Below are 13,699 nucleotides of genomic sequence, written 5' to 3'. Positions count from 1 at the left end.
TTTTAAAGTTTATTTCCCGAAGCGTTTTGTGTTTGTCACTGTGTGTCAGCGACGATTAATAATATATCACGAAAACATTCTATCAGTCAACGCCTTTTCAAAACTTTTTTTGAAATAGTTTTATTAAGCATCTTAAACCCTTGTCCTGCATACAATCAAGTAACAATCTTGGACAAGGCAGGAGTGTTTGAATTGAGTCGATTATATGTGTTGCCTATTAAACGGCTGAAGCAAGTTGTCATTATTCTTGTAGCAGCCCTTGCAGCTGCAACCTTTTTTTATGTACAAAAGGCACCGCCGCTGTCGGTATTTAAAACTGAACATGGACCCCGAGCCATTTATAAAGGCGAGATTTCATCAAAGCATGTCTCTCTCACTTTTAATATTGGCTGGGGGGATGAGAAGGCTGTTCCTATTTTAAATGTTCTTCGAGAGTACGGTATAAAGAACGCCACTTTCTTTCTGTCTGCTTCTTGGGCTGAGCGTCATCCTGATATCGTGAAACAAATTAAGGAGGACGGCCATCAAATTGGAAGCCTCGGCTATGCTTATAAAAATTATAGCCAGCTTGAGGATAGTGAAATCAAGCAAGATCTTGTCCGTGCACAAAATACATTTCAAAAGCTTGGACTGGATGACATTCAACTATTAAGACCGCCAACTGGACAGTTTAACGAAACAGCACTGAAAATTGCCACACAGTACGGTTATACCGTTGTTCATTACAGCATTAATTCACAGGATTGGCTGAATCCGGGTGTCGACCAGATTGTTCAGAATGTAAATGACCGAATGAAAAGCGGAGACATTGTTCTCCTTCACGCCTCAGATTCAGCAACCCAAACCGCTCAAGCCTTACCTGCTATTTTGAAACAAATAAAAGAAAAGCATTTAAAAAATGTGACGGTTGGCGAACTGATCTCCAACACGAAAACAAAGTCATCGGAAGTTAAGTAGTTTTCGCTTTTGAAAACCGCGGCATCGCTAACAGCTGAAAGGCATTACAGCCTAATAGCGGGAACAGCATTAAATACAGCCAGTCCTCTTCATTGACTCTGAGCGCCGGGAACCATTCTAACGACGTGATGACGACCATGAGAAACATTGCAGAAATAAATGTTTTCTTAGAGGACTGCTGCTGTTTAAAGTAAGCCACGATCAAAGCAAACACACCGATAAATAAAGGCAGCCACAAGTATGGAAGAAATGATTCATTCTCCCCGAAAAACAAAAATCGCAAGTAAGCTAAATCAAACAGCACAAAAATCACAAGAAACAGCTGAATGGTATTCCATAAAGAATGTGACCGGAAAATCTCTAACGCAAACCGGTGCACCGTCAAGAAGACAACAAACCCCATCTGGCTAATGACACTAAAGATCATCCCTACACCAATGAACCAAAACAACACAGATGCGATCTCTAGAATTTCAAACGATATAAAAAGCTTCTGATATTTTCCCCACTCCAGCGCAAAGCCTACCACGCTTGTAATGACCGCTCCAACAGCTAGCACAGAGAAGAAAAAACGAACTAAATCCCGACTTTTCATTGAATTGATCCAACCCCTATTTTTGTTATGTATAAATTTACGTGAAACATTCATATTAAAAGTAAGACATGTAACGAAAGGAGCCACAGTATGTCAAAAGGCATCTTGCGTATAGTGAGCTGTTTTCTTCTTTTATCTCTAACAGCTTGTGCTCCCAAAACCCAATCCTCATCTAATATGGACTATGACGAAACAAAAAAAATGGTCGTCGATATATTAAAGACAGATGACGGTAAAAAGGCCATTCAACAGTTATTAAATGACGAGGCAATGAATGAAGCTTTGGTAATGGATGAACAAACTGTGAAAAAAACGATAGAGAAAACGCTGACTTCTGATAAAGGCAAAGAGTTCTGGAAGAAGGTCTTTGAGGATTCTAAATTTGCCGAGACTTTCGCAAAATCCATGCAGCAACAGCATGAAAGGATGTTAAAACAGTTAATGAAGGATCCTGACTATCAACAGCTAATGATGGATATTCTCAAGGATCCTGAGATGGAAAAGAAATACGGTGAACTGGTAAAAAGCAAAGAGTTTAGAAAGCACTTAGAAAAAGTCATTACGGAAACATTAAGCAGCCCTCTTTATAAGAAGAAATTCGAAGATGAGCTCAAAAAGGCAGCATCTGAAAGCAGCAGTGATTCCGGATCGCAAGGCAGCGAAGGAAGCGACAGTTAAACATCACCCGAGTGGCATTCATCCACTCGGGCTTTCATTATGCTTTCACTGCTAATTGTTCAATGACTTTATTCGCAATGTGTTGATACACTTCTCCTGTTGGATGACTTGCATCATAGACAGAAGGCGCGAAATCATCCTCATTCCAATCAGGCTGTCTTAAAGGAATTTGGCCAAGGACTGATACTCGCAGCTCTTCAGCCAGCTTGTCCCCGCCGCCTTTTCCAAAGACGTATTCCTTCTCACCTGTTTTTTTGCTTTCATAATAGCTCATATTCTCAACGACACCGAGCACTTCATGATCTGTTTGCAGTGCCATTGCGCCTGCTCTTGCTGCAACGAAGGCAGCCGTAGGATGCGGTGTAGTAACAATGATTTCTTTACAGCTAGGCAGCATTGTATGAATATCAAGCGCCACATCTCCCGTTCCAGGCGGAAGGTCTAATAGTAAGTAATCTAATTCTCCCCACTCAACTTCGTGGAAGAAGTTATTTAACATTTTTCCAAGCATCGGCCCTCTCCAAATAACCGGTGCATTTTCTTCAACAAAAAAGCCCATTGAAATCACTTTGACTCCAAAGCGCTCCACAGGAATAATTTTTTCCCCTTTAACTGTTGGTCTGACAGTGATCCCCATCATATCCGGTACACTAAAGCCATAAATATCAGCATCAATCAGCCCGACTTTTTTCCCTAGACGAGCCAGTGCTACAGCAAGGTTAACAGAAACAGTCGATTTACCAACGCCACCCTTTCCACTCGCAATCGCTAAGAACTCAGGCGGGTTTTTAGAGTTAAGCAGGGTTTCTTCCTCTTCTTGTGATGGCATAAACTTTTCAAGTGTTTCCTGAGGCAGTTCCTCAAAACGAAGTCCTACTGTGTTAGCGCCTGCTGATTTCAAGGCTTGTACGATGTCTTGCTGCAGCTTCATCTGCTCAGCAGTGCCTGTTTTTGCAATAGCCACCTTCAGGCTCACATGCTCTTTTTCAGGCTTTAGGCTGATTTCCTTGATGGCATCCAGCTCACCAAGCGGTATATGAAGGAAAGGTTCGTCCATCTTCCCAACTAGTTTTCTCACATCATCTTGTCCGATCATAGCAGAACCTCACCCTTTATTGAATTCGTTTACAATCCAAGTATATCATACATATCCTTACAATGTCTGTCCTGTTTGCCTGCGATCAAAAGGAAAAAGCCCCTTATTCAGGCGGCTCTTTTTGCTCTGTTAAATATCTTAAAATCCCTTTATAAATAGAGGCGGCAATTTGATCCTGATATTTAGGTGTTGCCAGCTGGCCAGCCTCTTTTGGATTGGAGAGAAATCCAATTTCCACAAGAGCTCCTGGCTTTGTGACATTTTGCATTAAATAAATGCCGTTGATCCGCTTCGCCTTTCGATCTGTGTTTTCAAGGTTTCTGCGCAATTCATCTTGAATGAACTTCGCTGCCTTTTCATTTTCTTCATACTTTCCGTAAAAAAAAGTCTGAGCCCCGCTCCATTTGTTAGATGGTATCGCATTTAAATGAATGCTTAAATAGAGATCCGCTTCAGACTCATTGATGACTTTTACGCGGTTCCTTAAATCCTCCGCTTTCTTCCGGGCATATCCCCTTGTATTCTTTGATGATAAATCAGAATCATCCTCTCGGGTCATGAGAACAAGCGCTCCCTGCTCCTGCAAATAGTCACGTATCTTCATGGATACATCCAGTGCAATCTCTTTCTCAAGCAGCTCTCCTCCTACAGCCCCGCCATCTGGGCCGCCGTGACCCGGATCTAAATAAATGATCTTCCCGCTTAGAGGCAAATTCCACGACTTCCACGAATCATCATTTAGAAATTGAAACCTGAATAAGAATAAGAGGACAATAAACCCAATTAAAAACCCTGTCCACTTCAGCTTTCTTTTCATCCCTGTCCCTCCCATACACCATTATTTTATAGATATGGGACAAGGGCTGGAAATATGCTTACTGCAGCCGAAGCTTGTGTCTTTTTTCTGATTCACGAAAGCCTTCCTGCCACCACATGCTTAAAAATTCTTTCGCAGATGGATACAAACACGACATCTTCCGCTCCATTCGGAACATATTCCCCCACGATTGCAAGCATCCTGCCAGCTCTTCAATCAGCTCAGTTTCCTCCTGAGAGGACCGCTTCTTGATATCGTCGAACGATTCGCCGTATTTACTAGACTCACCGTATCTCCCGCCAGCTAAAAAAGCTTCAATAGCGAAATCGATGCAGCCATCACTCATAATACCGGCTGGATCATCTGCAAATGGAAACAGCTTCTTCGTGAATTTCTCGGAAGCAGCCGTTACTTGTTGAAGAGACAATGTACGCAAAAGCTTCTTTTCAAGCGTGACATCTCGTTTTGTTTTCAATTGATAAAATGAAAGTACTTCTGCCATGGACTGAACTCCTTTTTTCTTTGTATTGTTCGTTGGTTTGAACAAAACATGCAGTTCAGTAAATGGAAATGACGGTCAGTGAACGATCAGAATGGAAAATTGTGATAAAATAGACATTTACATATAGAAAGAATGATAAAGGGGCAAAATCAATGAAGAAATGGATATATATCCTGCTGCTATTAACAGTCGTCCTATCTGCATGCAGCAGTCAAGCCACAGAGAAAAAAAGCGATATAAAAGGAATAGAAGACATATCCTTAAAACAACTTTCAAAACACAAAAACACGTATCTCGGTGACAATTCAGCCATTCGTGAAATCTTATCAAATCAACCTGGAGGAGTAATTCGTGAATTTGAAATCATCGATGGAAAAGCATTAAACGTCACATATGGGGTAGAAGAAAATGACGGCTATACAGAAGAACAGTTTGACGCCTTCTGGTTTGATCAAAAGGACACGGTTGAAAAAACGTATTTATACAACGCAATCGCACTTTTTATTCTTGTTGATAACGTAGAGCAAGTGACACTGAACATGAGCTCTAAAGACGAGCCGTCCGTCACGTTTAAAAGAAAACAACTAGAAAAAAAGCTCCCTCACCCTTTTAAAAAGTACAAAGACGATACAGCGCTTTGGCAAAAGGAACTGGTTGATGAAATTGTGAAGTCAAAAGAGAAACGCCAAGATGTATACAAAGCGTTTCCAATGCAGAAATAATAAAACAGAGGGAAGTTTCCCTCTGTTTTTTGATGTTTATGTAGTGAAAGCCTGAATCAAACGTTGTCGAAAGTATTGATCCACTGCTGCAGTAAGCATAAATTCGTTGAATACTTCCCCAATCCAATGAGAATTGTTCGCTTTCGGATCATTGATAAAAAGAGAGATGGAGATAGAGGATGTATCTGTTCTTCGATATAAAGCACCTGTGAAAACAAACAATGTTGCTCCGCCTTTATACCAAAAATATTGATCTGTTTCCTTTTTCAATGTTTCTCCCAGTACGATTTGGCTAAAAAGACTTTTTTCTTCTGTTGTTAACAGCTCGTCATGAAGACGTTTCATAAAATATGTATATTCATTGGTTGTAGACTTTGTCATTTTTTGCGTCAGTAATGATTGTATACGCCACCCTAATAAGTTCTTTTTTTTCATTTTTTCTTCTAACGTCTTTTTATGCTCTGGGTCATTTTTCATGATATTAAAAATCTCATTCATTAGAGATTTGTATTGTTCTTCGGATACACCGCTCATTTTCTTGAATGCATCCCGCCGACGATTAGATACATAAGCGGACCACAAAATCATCGGCGTCAGCGGCATGAGTTCACCATGTTCTGTAAGACCTGCTTGTTTCATCTGATCATTGATCTTTTCTAAGCCCAGCCGGTCAATCAAATAATCCGTACAAGCATTCGAACTGAATTGCATCATCCCTTTGGCAACATCTAATAAAGCCGCATGCTCAGAAAAACCATTGACCTCCAGCCAGTACGCGTGCGCACCACCGTCTGTTCTATCAATATAAAATCGCTCTATATCAGACAATGCCACTTTTTCCTCTAGCTTAATGGAGCCGCTCGATACAGCTTTAACAAAATGAAATAAAACAACTAATTTCACCGTACTTGCAAGCGGTGTTTTTTGATCAGCATTCCATTCTAACACCACATCATCATTTTCAATGATTGTCACTGAAACGTCCTTTTTGTTTTTTACGACAAATGTCAAAAGATCTTCCTTCGTTTTCTTCATATCTCTTTTATACAACAAGACTTGAACCACCACGTAAAGTATGACCACACCTATGACAACTAGACCGACTTTGAGTAACATGCTTCTCCTTTCCAAATAACAGAGGATTTATATATTAAATATAACAAATATTTCAAATAAAGGCACAAAAAAGGCAGAGGCTCTTGAATCCTCCGCATCTTGATATCCTTATTTATGGGGCAAACGCAGCTTCATTCCTTCATGAGTGGCTTCAAACCCTAATTTCTCATAAAAATGGCGTGCTTCTGGCCTCTGTTTATCTGTTGTCAGCTGAATCATATGACAGCCGCGGTCGCTTGCGCGTTGAATGGCCCACTTGATAAGCAGCGAACCGACTCCTTTTCCTCTATGACTCGAAGCCGTACGAACTCCTTCGATGGATGCTCTCCATCCCCCTTGATGTGTAAGAAATGGCGTCATGGTTAACTGAAGAACACCAACTGCTTCTTCCTGGTCACACGCAACAATGAGTTCAATATTTGGATCAGCATCGATTGAATGAAAGGCTTTAATATAGCTTTCTAATAATGGGCGAGTGTAACGCTCTCTCTTTTGACCTAACTTATCATCTGAAAGCATGAGGACGATTTTGTCGAGGTCTTCTTGCACGGCTTCTCTAAATGTCAATTGATTTAAATTCAATGAAAGCACCTCCTATGATGGATGGAAGACTGTTTTCACTTACCAAAATATCATTCTCATATAAGATTTGTTCAGCTGCTTTTTCATCAAAGTACTTCATATCATGAAAACTCATCAAGCCCTCTTCTCGAACCATTCCTCTTGTAGGAGGGCATAGTAAAACTCATCCCACCACTCATATCCTTGTGGTATACATTTTTTAAAATACCCCTCTCTCCTCATCCCCATTTTCTCCATCACTCTCCAAGATGGCACATTTTCAGGCTGACAAGTGGCAATGATTCGATGTAAATTCATTGTGTGAAAACCATGATGCAGAACGGCATAAGCCGCTTCTGATGCATAGCCCTTGTTTTGATAGGCAGGATTGAAAACCCAGCCAATCTCATATGTGTGCTCACCAAAGGTTGGGTGGAACACGATATGCCCGATACATATCTGATCTACTTTTAATATGACAGCAAAATTCTTGGCTGCTTTAAGACGATTATTTTTAACAAATTCCTGCGCATTTTCTTCTGTAAAAACACCTTCCGGAATATACTTCATTACCGCCAGATCAGATGTATATGCATAGACATCCTGCCAATCATCTTCAGCAAATGAGCGAATGATACACCTTTCTGTTGTTAGATTCATATGACACCCTCTCCATAGACTTCGTTTTTTAAACAGAAACCTTGCTATGATCCTATTTTATATGTTTCCAAACAGAAAAAAACACAAATAAAAAAGCACCAGCAGGATGCTGATGCTTTTTTTATAAGGTTTGTCTGTAACAAACCTTTGTAAAACGTCCATACAATATAAAATTAATTAACGTTTTGAGAACTGAGGTGCGCGACGTGCGCCTTTAAGACCGTATTTCTTACGCTCTTTCATACGTGGGTCACGAGTAAGAAGTCCAGCACGTTTAAGTGATGTACGGTACTCAGGATCTACTTCTAGAAGAGCACGAGAGATACCGTGACGAATTGCTCCAGCTTGACCAGAGAATCCACCACCGTGAACATTTACAAGAACATCGTAGCTGTTAGCTGTTTCTGTGATGTTCAAAGGCTGTTTCACGTCTTCGATTAAAGCAGCGAATGGAATGTATTCAGTAATTTCACGATTATTAACGACGATACGGCCTTCACCTGGAACTAAGCGAACGCGCGCTACAGAACTTTTACGACGACCTGTACCGTAATATTGAACCTGTGCCAAATTATTAACCTCCCTTATAATTAACCGCGAAGTTCGTAAACTTCAGGTTGTTGTGCTTGATGTGGATGCTCAGAACCACGGTACACATTTAATTTTTTGAACATTTGACGACCTAGTGGACCCTTTGGAAGCATACCTTTGATAGCAAGCTCCAACATTTTTTCAGGGTAGTTTGTACGCATCTCAAGAGCAGTTCTTTGTTTCAAACCACCTGGGTGCATAGTGTGACGGTAGTAAATTTTGTCCGTCAATTTCTTACCAGTTAATTCGATTTTCTCAGCATTGATAATGATCACATGATCACCTGTATCAACGTGTGGTGTATAAGTTGGTTTGTGCTTACCGCGCAAAAGTGATGCTACTTCAGTAGAAAGACGACCTAGAGTCTTGCCTGCCGCATCAACAACTAGCCATTTGCGCTCAATTGTGCTTGCGTTCGCCATTGGTGTTGTACGCATGAGTTTCCCTCCTAAATAAATCAATGAATTTTCCTTGAATCAAATGCTACGTTCTATTTCAAAACACAGATAAGTCTTCCGGGGCTTATTTGTGGGGTTGAAATACATACCATATGATATCTTATAACTTTCTGCTTCCTGTGTCAAGAACATGTTACACCTGGTTTAGTTGTCATAGAAAACTTCCCATAAATACAGTCCGTGACTAGGCGCAGTCTTGCCTGCCGCTTCGCGATTTCGGGCGGCAAGCATGGCTTTTATCTCCTCAGGGTGAAATTTACCAGAACCGATTTCAAGCAACGTTCCAGCGATAATCCGCACCATGTTGTATAAAAAACCATTCCCTCTCACACGCATTTCAAGCCTGTCTGAGACGTTTTTCCACTCGAGGGCATAAATATCCCTCACCTTGTCCTGAACCTCTGTATTGGCCGCACAAAAGCTTGTAAAGTCATGTGTCCCAATCAGGAGCTCAGCAGCTTCTCTCATTTTATCGATATCCAGCCGGTAAGGATAGTGGCAGGCATACTGTCTCGTGAACACATTTTGGTGCGTTTCCGTTGAGACCTTATAACGGTACTCTTTCGAAACAACACCAAATCTGGCATGAAACGAGTCATCGACCTCCTCAGCCTTTAAAACACGGATATCATCCGGCAGCAGGCTGTTGAGGGCAAAAGGCCATCTCTCCATCGGAATCGAGAGCGGGGTCTCAAAATGGATGACCTGTCCCTTTGCATGAACACCGCTGTCTGTCCGGCCGGAAGCCACAATCGGAATCAGTTCATCCTGTTTGTGCATTCTTGCAAGGGCAGACTCAATCTCCGTCTGTACGGTTCGCTGCCCTGGCTGCACCTGATAGCCTTTAAAATGTGTCCCATCGTAGGATACAGTACATTTGACCTTCATCTAGGAATCACCTAATTTCTAAGCAGCACAAGGAGCGCTGTTAACAGGATGAATAGAAGCAGCGTGAACGTGTCCTTCATACCCCAGACAAGCTGACGGTATTTCGTCCGTCCTTCTCCCCCGCGGTAGCCTCTCGCTTCCATCGCTGTCGCCAGTTCCTCTGCACGCTTAAACGCACTGACGAAAAGGGGAACAAGCAAAGGAACGATGGCTTTCATGCGATCCTTTAAAGGTCCGCTTGTAAAATCAACGCCTCGAGCCATTTGTGCCTTCATGATTTTGTCCGTCTCTTCTAGTAAAGTCGGAATAAACCGAAGTGAGATGGACATCATGAGAGCAAGCTCATGAACAGGCAGTTTGATTTTACGGAATGGGTGCAGCAGCTTCTCCATTCCGTCTGTCACTTCTATAGGCGTTGTGGTTAACGTGAGAAGTGTCGTCATCATAATGAGATAGACAAAACGGAGTGAAATGAAGATCCCCTGCTTTAAACCTTCTTCATAAATATTCAGAAAACCAAAGTGGAATAGCAAGACGCCATCCTTTGTCATGAAAATATGCAGAATAAAGGTAAACAGGACAATCCATAGGATCGGCTTCATTCCCTTGAGAATAAAGTATAGCGGCACCTGAGAAACCATCACCACAAGAATGGTAAAGACACCTAACAGCCCGTAAGTGATGTAATTATTAGCAAAAAAGACGATAAAGACAAAAAAGAAAATTGATAACAGCTTTGTCCTTGGATCAAGACGATGGACAAAGGATGAACCTGGCACATATTTGCCGATAATCATACTATCCATCATGATGTCGTGTCCTCCTGATAAAGAGCTGTTAAGGCTTCTGCCATTTCATCCATGGTCAGAAGCGGCCTAGGAAACGTAATACCTAGCTTTTCTTCTACAGTCTGCTGGAATTTAATCGTTTCCGGGAGGTCGAGACCAAACGAAGACATGTCTGTACGATTGGCAAACAACTCTCTCGGTGTGCCTGTCGCCTTCACTGTCCCTTTATGCATCACAATCATTTGATCCGCATAATGAGCGGCGTCCTCCATACTGTGTGTGACTAGGATCGTGGTGAGGTTTGCCTTTTGATGAAGGTCATAGAACATGTCCATAATTTCCTTCCGCCCGCGTGGATCCAGTCCAGCAGTCGGCTCATCAAGCACAAGCACTTCTGGCTCCATCGCTAAAACGCCAGCAATCGCCACACGTCTCATTTGACCACCGCTTAGTTCAAAGGGAGATCGAGATAATAGGGATTCAGGAAGACCCACCAGTTTCAGCATCTCCTTCGCCTTCGCTTCTGCTTTCTCTTGAGGAACACCGAAGTTCATCGGGCCGAAGCAGATATCCTTGAGGATGGTTTCCTCAAAGAGCTGATGCTCAGGAAACTGAAACACGATGCCTACCTTTTTCCGGAGGGGTTTCATATCCTTCTGCTTTTTATTGGCTTGTAAAACTGTCTCTCCAAGCGCAATGCTCCCCTTCGTTGGTTTGAGCAATCCATTTAAATGCTGCAGCAATGTAGACTTGCCAGAGCCCGTATGACCAATGACAGCGACATAGCTGCCCTCTTTGATGGAAGCATTGACATCATACAAAGCGAGACGCTCAAACGGCGTTTTCATTTGATAACGATGCTCTAATTCTTTGATCGTAATGTCCATAGCTCTTTCACCAATCCTTCTTGTGTCAAATGGGCATTTGCAAGCGGCACACCTTGCTGCTTCAATTGCTTGCTCAATCGATAGGAGAATGGCAGATCAAGTCCAATCTGAACCAGCTGTTCATCTAGTTCAAATACTTCCTCTGGCGTTCCCTCGGCAAATTTCTTCCCGCCATTCATCACAATGACGCGGTCTGCCTTGGCAGCCTCGTCTAAATCATGTGTGATGGAAATGACTGTGACTGTTCCTTGTTCCTTCAGTAGTCTAACAGTCTCTAACACTTCTTCACGGCCAATCGGATCAAGCATTGATGTTGCTTCATCCAAGATCATGATGTCAGGGCTTGCGGCAAGCACACCTGCAATAGCGACTCTCTGCTTCTGCCCGCCTGATAGATGGTGCGGCTCTTGATCAAGAAACTCCTGCATATTGACCTGTTTGACAGCCCAATCTACACGTTCTATCATCAATTCCCGCTCAACCCCGTTATTTTCTAAACCAAAAGCCACATCATCACGAACCGTTGAGCCCACAAATTGGTTATCTGGGTTTTGAAAGACCATTCCGACCTTTTTGCGAATATCCCAAACACTTTCTTCTTTGAGCTCAATCTCTCCAACCTTGACCGTACCAGCATCCGGTAAAATGAGCCCATTCAGCACACGGGCAAGTGTGGATTTACCTGAACCGTTATGACCAACAATGGCGAGCCATTCATTTTGATTCACATGCAGTGACACTTGATCTAAAGCGGGCTTGTCCGCATCCTTGTGATAACGAAATACAATGTCCTTTACGTCAATTAATGTCTTCCCCATCTCTACCGGACCTCCTCTCAGCTCAACCTCTTCTTTGCTTATTCCTAAAAAAAGCCGTAGTACCTAAAAAAGGGCATAGATCCAGTTATGAACTGTCCCGCCCTTTCTTAGATACACGATATGTGATTAAACTAATTCAATGACAGCCATTGGTGCGCCATCGCCGCGACGAGGTCCAAGCTTCATGATACGAGTGTATCCACCTTGGCGATCTTCGTAGCGAGTTGCAACGTCAGCGAATAATTTTTGAAGTGCATCTTGGTTTGTTTCAGCGTTAGCTACTTCATTACGAATGTAAGCTGCAGCTTGACGGCGAGCATGAAGATCTCCGCGTTTGCCAAGAGTGATCATTTTTTCAACTACAGAGCGAAGTTCTTTCGCACGTGTTTCAGTTGTTTCGATGCGTTCGTTGATGATCAAATCAGTCGTTAGGTCACGAAGCATTGCTTTACGTTGTGCACTAGTGCGTCCTAGCTTTCTGTATGCCATGTGATGTCCCCTCCTTAATTAGAGATGCTGTATGAATAAAAAACACACGAAAATCCTAGTTCACAATGAAACTAGTCAATCGTCTTTACGAAGACCCAGTCCAAGTTCTTCTAGTTTCGCTTTCACTTCTTCAAGAGATTTACGTCCAAGGTTACGAACTTTCATCATATCCTCTTCTGTCTTGTTAGCAAGCTCTTGAACAGTGTTAATACCCGCACGCTTCAAACAGTTGTAAGAACGAACAGAAAGATCAAGCTCTTCAATTGTCATTTCAAGCACTTTTTCTTTTTGGTCTTCTTCTTTCTCAACCATGATTTCAGCATGCTGAGCTTCGTCAGTTAACCCAACGAAAATATTCAGGTGTTCAGTTAAAATCTTAGAACCTAGAGCGATCGCTTCTTTCGGTCCTGTGCTTCCATCAGTCCATACATCTAGTGTTAATTTATCATAGTTTGTGATTTGCCCAACACGGGTGTTCTCCACTTGATAAGTCACACGAGATACAGGTGTATAGATTGAGTCGATCGGAATCACACCGATTGGCTGATCGTCTCTTTTGTTTGCATCAGCAGGATTATACCCGCGACCTCTTTGTGCAGTTAAGCGAACACGGAAGCTCGCATTCTTGCCAAGAGTTGCGATGTGAAGATCTGGATTTAAGATTTCAATATCGCTGTCGTGTGTAATATCAGCAGCTGTTACAGTACCTTCATCTTGTACATCAATTTCAAGCGTCTTCTCTTCTTCAGAGTAGATTTTGAGTGCAAGCTTTTTAATGTTTAAGATAATCGTTGTAACATCTTCAACCACGCCTTCGATCGTTGAGAATTCGTGTAAGACACCATCTATCTGGATCGATGTTACAGCTGCACCAGGAAGTGAGGATAAAAGGATACGACGAAGGGAGTTCCCTAAAGTGGTACCATATCCACGCTCAAGTGGCTCTACGACAAACTTGCCATACTTGGCATCGTCGCTGATTTCAACCGTTTCGATTTTTGGTTTTTCAATTTCGATCATCTAATAAAACCCTCCTTCAAAACGTCGAAACCTCGAATAGAATCATATGAGATTCC

General features: G+C 42.2%; 19 protein-coding genes. 3 read left to right on the top strand and 16 right to left on the bottom strand.

Annotated features, from left to right (window positions below):
• Positions 1-192 precede the first annotated feature (192 nt).
• Positions 193-957, top strand: a complete 765-nt coding sequence (gene pdaB / locus QR42_RS00945) for a polysaccharide deacetylase family sporulation protein PdaB (protein WP_039176021.1) — start codon at positions 193-195, stop codon at positions 955-957.
• On the opposite strand, the gene QR42_RS00940 is transcribed toward pdaB, so the two are convergent.
• Positions 950-1,552, bottom strand: coding sequence for a KinB-signaling pathway activation protein (locus QR42_RS00940; protein WP_039176017.1), 603 nt, complete (start codon positions 1,550-1,552; stop codon positions 950-952). The genes pdaB and QR42_RS00940 overlap by 8 nt on opposite strands.
• 90 nt (positions 1,553-1,642) lie before the next feature.
• Here QR42_RS00940 and gerD point away from each other — a divergent pair, with 90 nt between their 5' ends.
• The gene (gene gerD, locus QR42_RS00935) at positions 1,643-2,230 is read left to right on the top strand and encodes a spore germination lipoprotein GerD (RefSeq protein ID WP_039176014.1); all 588 of its coding nucleotides are present in this window, start codon (positions 1,643-1,645) and stop codon (positions 2,228-2,230) included.
• A gap of 37 nt (positions 2,231-2,267) precedes the next feature.
• Here gerD and QR42_RS00930 read toward each other — a convergent pair whose 3' ends face one another.
• The 3 genes from QR42_RS00930 to QR42_RS00920 all read right to left on the bottom strand — a co-directional run bounded on the left by QR42_RS00930 (position 2,268) and on the right by QR42_RS00920 (position 4,645).
• Positions 2,268-3,326 carry an Mrp/NBP35 family ATP-binding protein gene (locus QR42_RS00930; protein ID WP_039176011.1) on the bottom strand — a complete coding sequence of 353 codons (1,059 nt, stop codon included), beginning with the start codon at positions 3,324-3,326 and terminating at the stop codon, positions 2,268-2,270.
• Between the two features lie 103 nt (positions 3,327-3,429).
• Complete coding sequence (gene cwlD / locus QR42_RS00925; RefSeq protein ID WP_034283867.1) at positions 3,430-4,143, bottom strand: N-acetylmuramoyl-L-alanine amidase CwlD; 714 nt, start codon at positions 4,141-4,143, stop codon at positions 3,430-3,432.
• A gap of 58 nt (positions 4,144-4,201) precedes the next feature.
• Positions 4,202-4,645 (bottom strand): YbaK family protein, encoded by a 444-nt coding sequence (locus tag QR42_RS00920; RefSeq protein ID WP_039176006.1) that lies wholly within the window; start codon positions 4,643-4,645, stop codon positions 4,202-4,204.
• Between the two features lie 152 nt (positions 4,646-4,797).
• Here QR42_RS00920 and QR42_RS00915 point away from each other — a divergent pair, with 152 nt between their 5' ends.
• Positions 4,798-5,367 (top strand): DUF4825 domain-containing protein, encoded by a 570-nt coding sequence (locus tag QR42_RS00915; RefSeq protein WP_039176003.1) that lies wholly within the window; start codon positions 4,798-4,800, stop codon positions 5,365-5,367.
• Positions 5,368-5,403: 36 nt separating this feature from the next.
• Here the strand turns inward: QR42_RS00915 and QR42_RS00910 are convergent, their stop codons facing one another.
• The 12 genes from QR42_RS00910 to QR42_RS00860 all read right to left on the bottom strand — a co-directional run bounded on the left by QR42_RS00910 (position 5,404) and on the right by QR42_RS00860 (position 13,643).
• Positions 5,404-6,483 (bottom strand): serine hydrolase, encoded by a 1,080-nt coding sequence (locus tag QR42_RS00910; RefSeq protein WP_235354782.1) that lies wholly within the window; start codon positions 6,481-6,483, stop codon positions 5,404-5,406.
• 108 nt (positions 6,484-6,591) lie between these two features.
• Entirely contained in the window at positions 6,592-7,002 is a 411-nt protein-coding gene (locus QR42_RS00905; RefSeq protein WP_052196543.1) for a GNAT family N-acetyltransferase, read from the bottom strand.
• Between the two features lie 37 nt (positions 7,003-7,039).
• A complete protein-coding gene (locus QR42_RS19315) occupies positions 7,040-7,180 on the bottom strand; it encodes a hypothetical protein (RefSeq protein WP_158333012.1) in 141 nt (46 codons plus the stop codon).
• Positions 7,180-7,704 carry a GNAT family N-acetyltransferase gene (locus QR42_RS00900; RefSeq protein ID WP_039175999.1) on the bottom strand — a complete coding sequence of 175 codons (525 nt, stop codon included), beginning with the start codon at positions 7,702-7,704 and terminating at the stop codon, positions 7,180-7,182. Before QR42_RS00900 ends, QR42_RS19315 begins: the two co-directional genes overlap by 1 nt.
• Before the next feature lie 177 nt (positions 7,705-7,881).
• Positions 7,882-8,274, bottom strand: coding sequence for a 30S ribosomal protein S9 (rpsI, locus tag QR42_RS00895; RefSeq protein WP_039175996.1), 393 nt, complete (start codon positions 8,272-8,274; stop codon positions 7,882-7,884).
• 20 nt (positions 8,275-8,294) lie between these two features.
• Positions 8,295-8,732, bottom strand: a complete 438-nt coding sequence (gene rplM / locus QR42_RS00890) for a 50S ribosomal protein L13 (RefSeq protein ID WP_003217042.1) — start codon at positions 8,730-8,732, stop codon at positions 8,295-8,297.
• Between the two features lie 165 nt (positions 8,733-8,897).
• The gene (gene truA, locus QR42_RS00885) at positions 8,898-9,641 is read right to left on the bottom strand and encodes a tRNA pseudouridine(38-40) synthase TruA (protein WP_039175993.1); all 744 of its coding nucleotides are present in this window, start codon (positions 9,639-9,641) and stop codon (positions 8,898-8,900) included.
• 11 nt (positions 9,642-9,652) lie between these two features.
• Positions 9,653-10,450 (bottom strand): energy-coupling factor transporter transmembrane component T family protein, encoded by a 798-nt coding sequence (locus tag QR42_RS00880; protein ID WP_039175992.1) that lies wholly within the window; start codon positions 10,448-10,450, stop codon positions 9,653-9,655.
• Positions 10,447-11,316: an energy-coupling factor ABC transporter ATP-binding protein gene (locus QR42_RS00875; RefSeq protein WP_039175989.1), complete on the bottom strand. Its 870-nt coding sequence runs from the start codon at positions 11,314-11,316 to the stop codon at positions 10,447-10,449. Before QR42_RS00875 ends, QR42_RS00880 begins: the two co-directional genes overlap by 4 nt.
• Positions 11,292-12,134, bottom strand: a complete 843-nt coding sequence (locus QR42_RS00870) for an energy-coupling factor ABC transporter ATP-binding protein (protein ID WP_008356549.1) — start codon at positions 12,132-12,134, stop codon at positions 11,292-11,294. The genes QR42_RS00875 and QR42_RS00870 overlap by 25 nt, the downstream gene beginning before the upstream one ends.
• Positions 12,135-12,260: 126 nt before the next feature.
• Positions 12,261-12,623 (bottom strand): 50S ribosomal protein L17, encoded by a 363-nt coding sequence (gene rplQ, locus QR42_RS00865; RefSeq protein ID WP_003216944.1) that lies wholly within the window; start codon positions 12,621-12,623, stop codon positions 12,261-12,263.
• Between the two features lie 75 nt (positions 12,624-12,698).
• Positions 12,699-13,643, bottom strand: coding sequence for a DNA-directed RNA polymerase subunit alpha (locus QR42_RS00860; protein WP_003217009.1), 945 nt, complete (start codon positions 13,641-13,643; stop codon positions 12,699-12,701).
• Between the last annotated feature and the right edge of the window lie 56 nt (positions 13,644-13,699).

Source organism: Bacillus sp. WP8, assembly GCF_000800825.1.
Classification (GTDB): domain Bacteria; phylum Bacillota; class Bacilli; order Bacillales; family Bacillaceae; genus Bacillus; species Bacillus safensis.
The sequence above is the reverse complement of the archived record's forward strand: the minus strand, read 5'-3'. Positions and strand labels throughout refer to the sequence as shown.

What these genes read in the sequence shown, in the direction of transcription:
- QR42_RS00940 (WP_039176017.1), bottom strand. Translation starts at nt 1,552, where the DNA reads ATGAAAAGTCGGGATTTAGTTCGTTTTTTCTTCTCTGTGCTAGCTGTT.
- gerD (WP_039176014.1), top strand. Translation starts at nt 1,643, where the DNA reads ATGTCAAAAGGCATCTTGCGTATAGTGAGCTGTTTTCTTCTTTTATCT.
- QR42_RS00930 (WP_039176011.1), bottom strand. Translation starts at nt 3,326, where the DNA reads ATGATCGGACAAGATGATGTGAGAAAACTAGTTGGGAAGATGGACGAA.
- cwlD (WP_034283867.1), bottom strand. Translation starts at nt 4,143, where the DNA reads ATGAAAAGAAAGCTGAAGTGGACAGGGTTTTTAATTGGGTTTATTGTC.
- QR42_RS00920 (WP_039176006.1), bottom strand. Translation starts at nt 4,645, where the DNA reads ATGGCAGAAGTACTTTCATTTTATCAATTGAAAACAAAACGAGATGTC.
- QR42_RS00915 (WP_039176003.1), top strand. Translation starts at nt 4,798, where the DNA reads ATGAAGAAATGGATATATATCCTGCTGCTATTAACAGTCGTCCTATCT.
- QR42_RS00910 (WP_235354782.1), bottom strand. Translation starts at nt 6,483, where the DNA reads ATGTTACTCAAAGTCGGTCTAGTTGTCATAGGTGTGGTCATACTTTAC.
- QR42_RS00905 (WP_052196543.1), bottom strand. Translation starts at nt 7,002, where the DNA reads ATGCTTTCAGATGATAAGTTAGGTCAAAAGAGAGAGCGTTACACTCGC.
- QR42_RS19315 (WP_158333012.1), bottom strand. Translation starts at nt 7,180, where the DNA reads ATGAGTTTTCATGATATGAAGTACTTTGATGAAAAAGCAGCTGAACAA.
- QR42_RS00900 (WP_039175999.1), bottom strand. Translation starts at nt 7,704, where the DNA reads ATGAATCTAACAACAGAAAGGTGTATCATTCGCTCATTTGCTGAAGAT.
- rplM (WP_003217042.1), bottom strand. Translation starts at nt 8,732, where the DNA reads ATGCGTACAACACCAATGGCGAACGCAAGCACAATTGAGCGCAAATGG.
- truA (WP_039175993.1), bottom strand. Translation starts at nt 9,641, where the DNA reads ATGAAGGTCAAATGTACTGTATCCTACGATGGGACACATTTTAAAGGC.
- QR42_RS00880 (WP_039175992.1), bottom strand. Translation starts at nt 10,450, where the DNA reads ATGATGGATAGTATGATTATCGGCAAATATGTGCCAGGTTCATCCTTT.
- QR42_RS00875 (WP_039175989.1), bottom strand. Translation starts at nt 11,316, where the DNA reads ATGGACATTACGATCAAAGAATTAGAGCATCGTTATCAAATGAAAACG.
- QR42_RS00870 (WP_008356549.1), bottom strand. Translation starts at nt 12,134, where the DNA reads ATGGGGAAGACATTAATTGACGTAAAGGACATTGTATTTCGTTATCAC.
- rplQ (WP_003216944.1), bottom strand. Translation starts at nt 12,623, where the DNA reads ATGGCATACAGAAAGCTAGGACGCACTAGTGCACAACGTAAAGCAATG.
- QR42_RS00860 (WP_003217009.1), bottom strand. Translation starts at nt 13,643, where the DNA reads ATGATCGAAATTGAAAAACCAAAAATCGAAACGGTTGAAATCAGCGAC.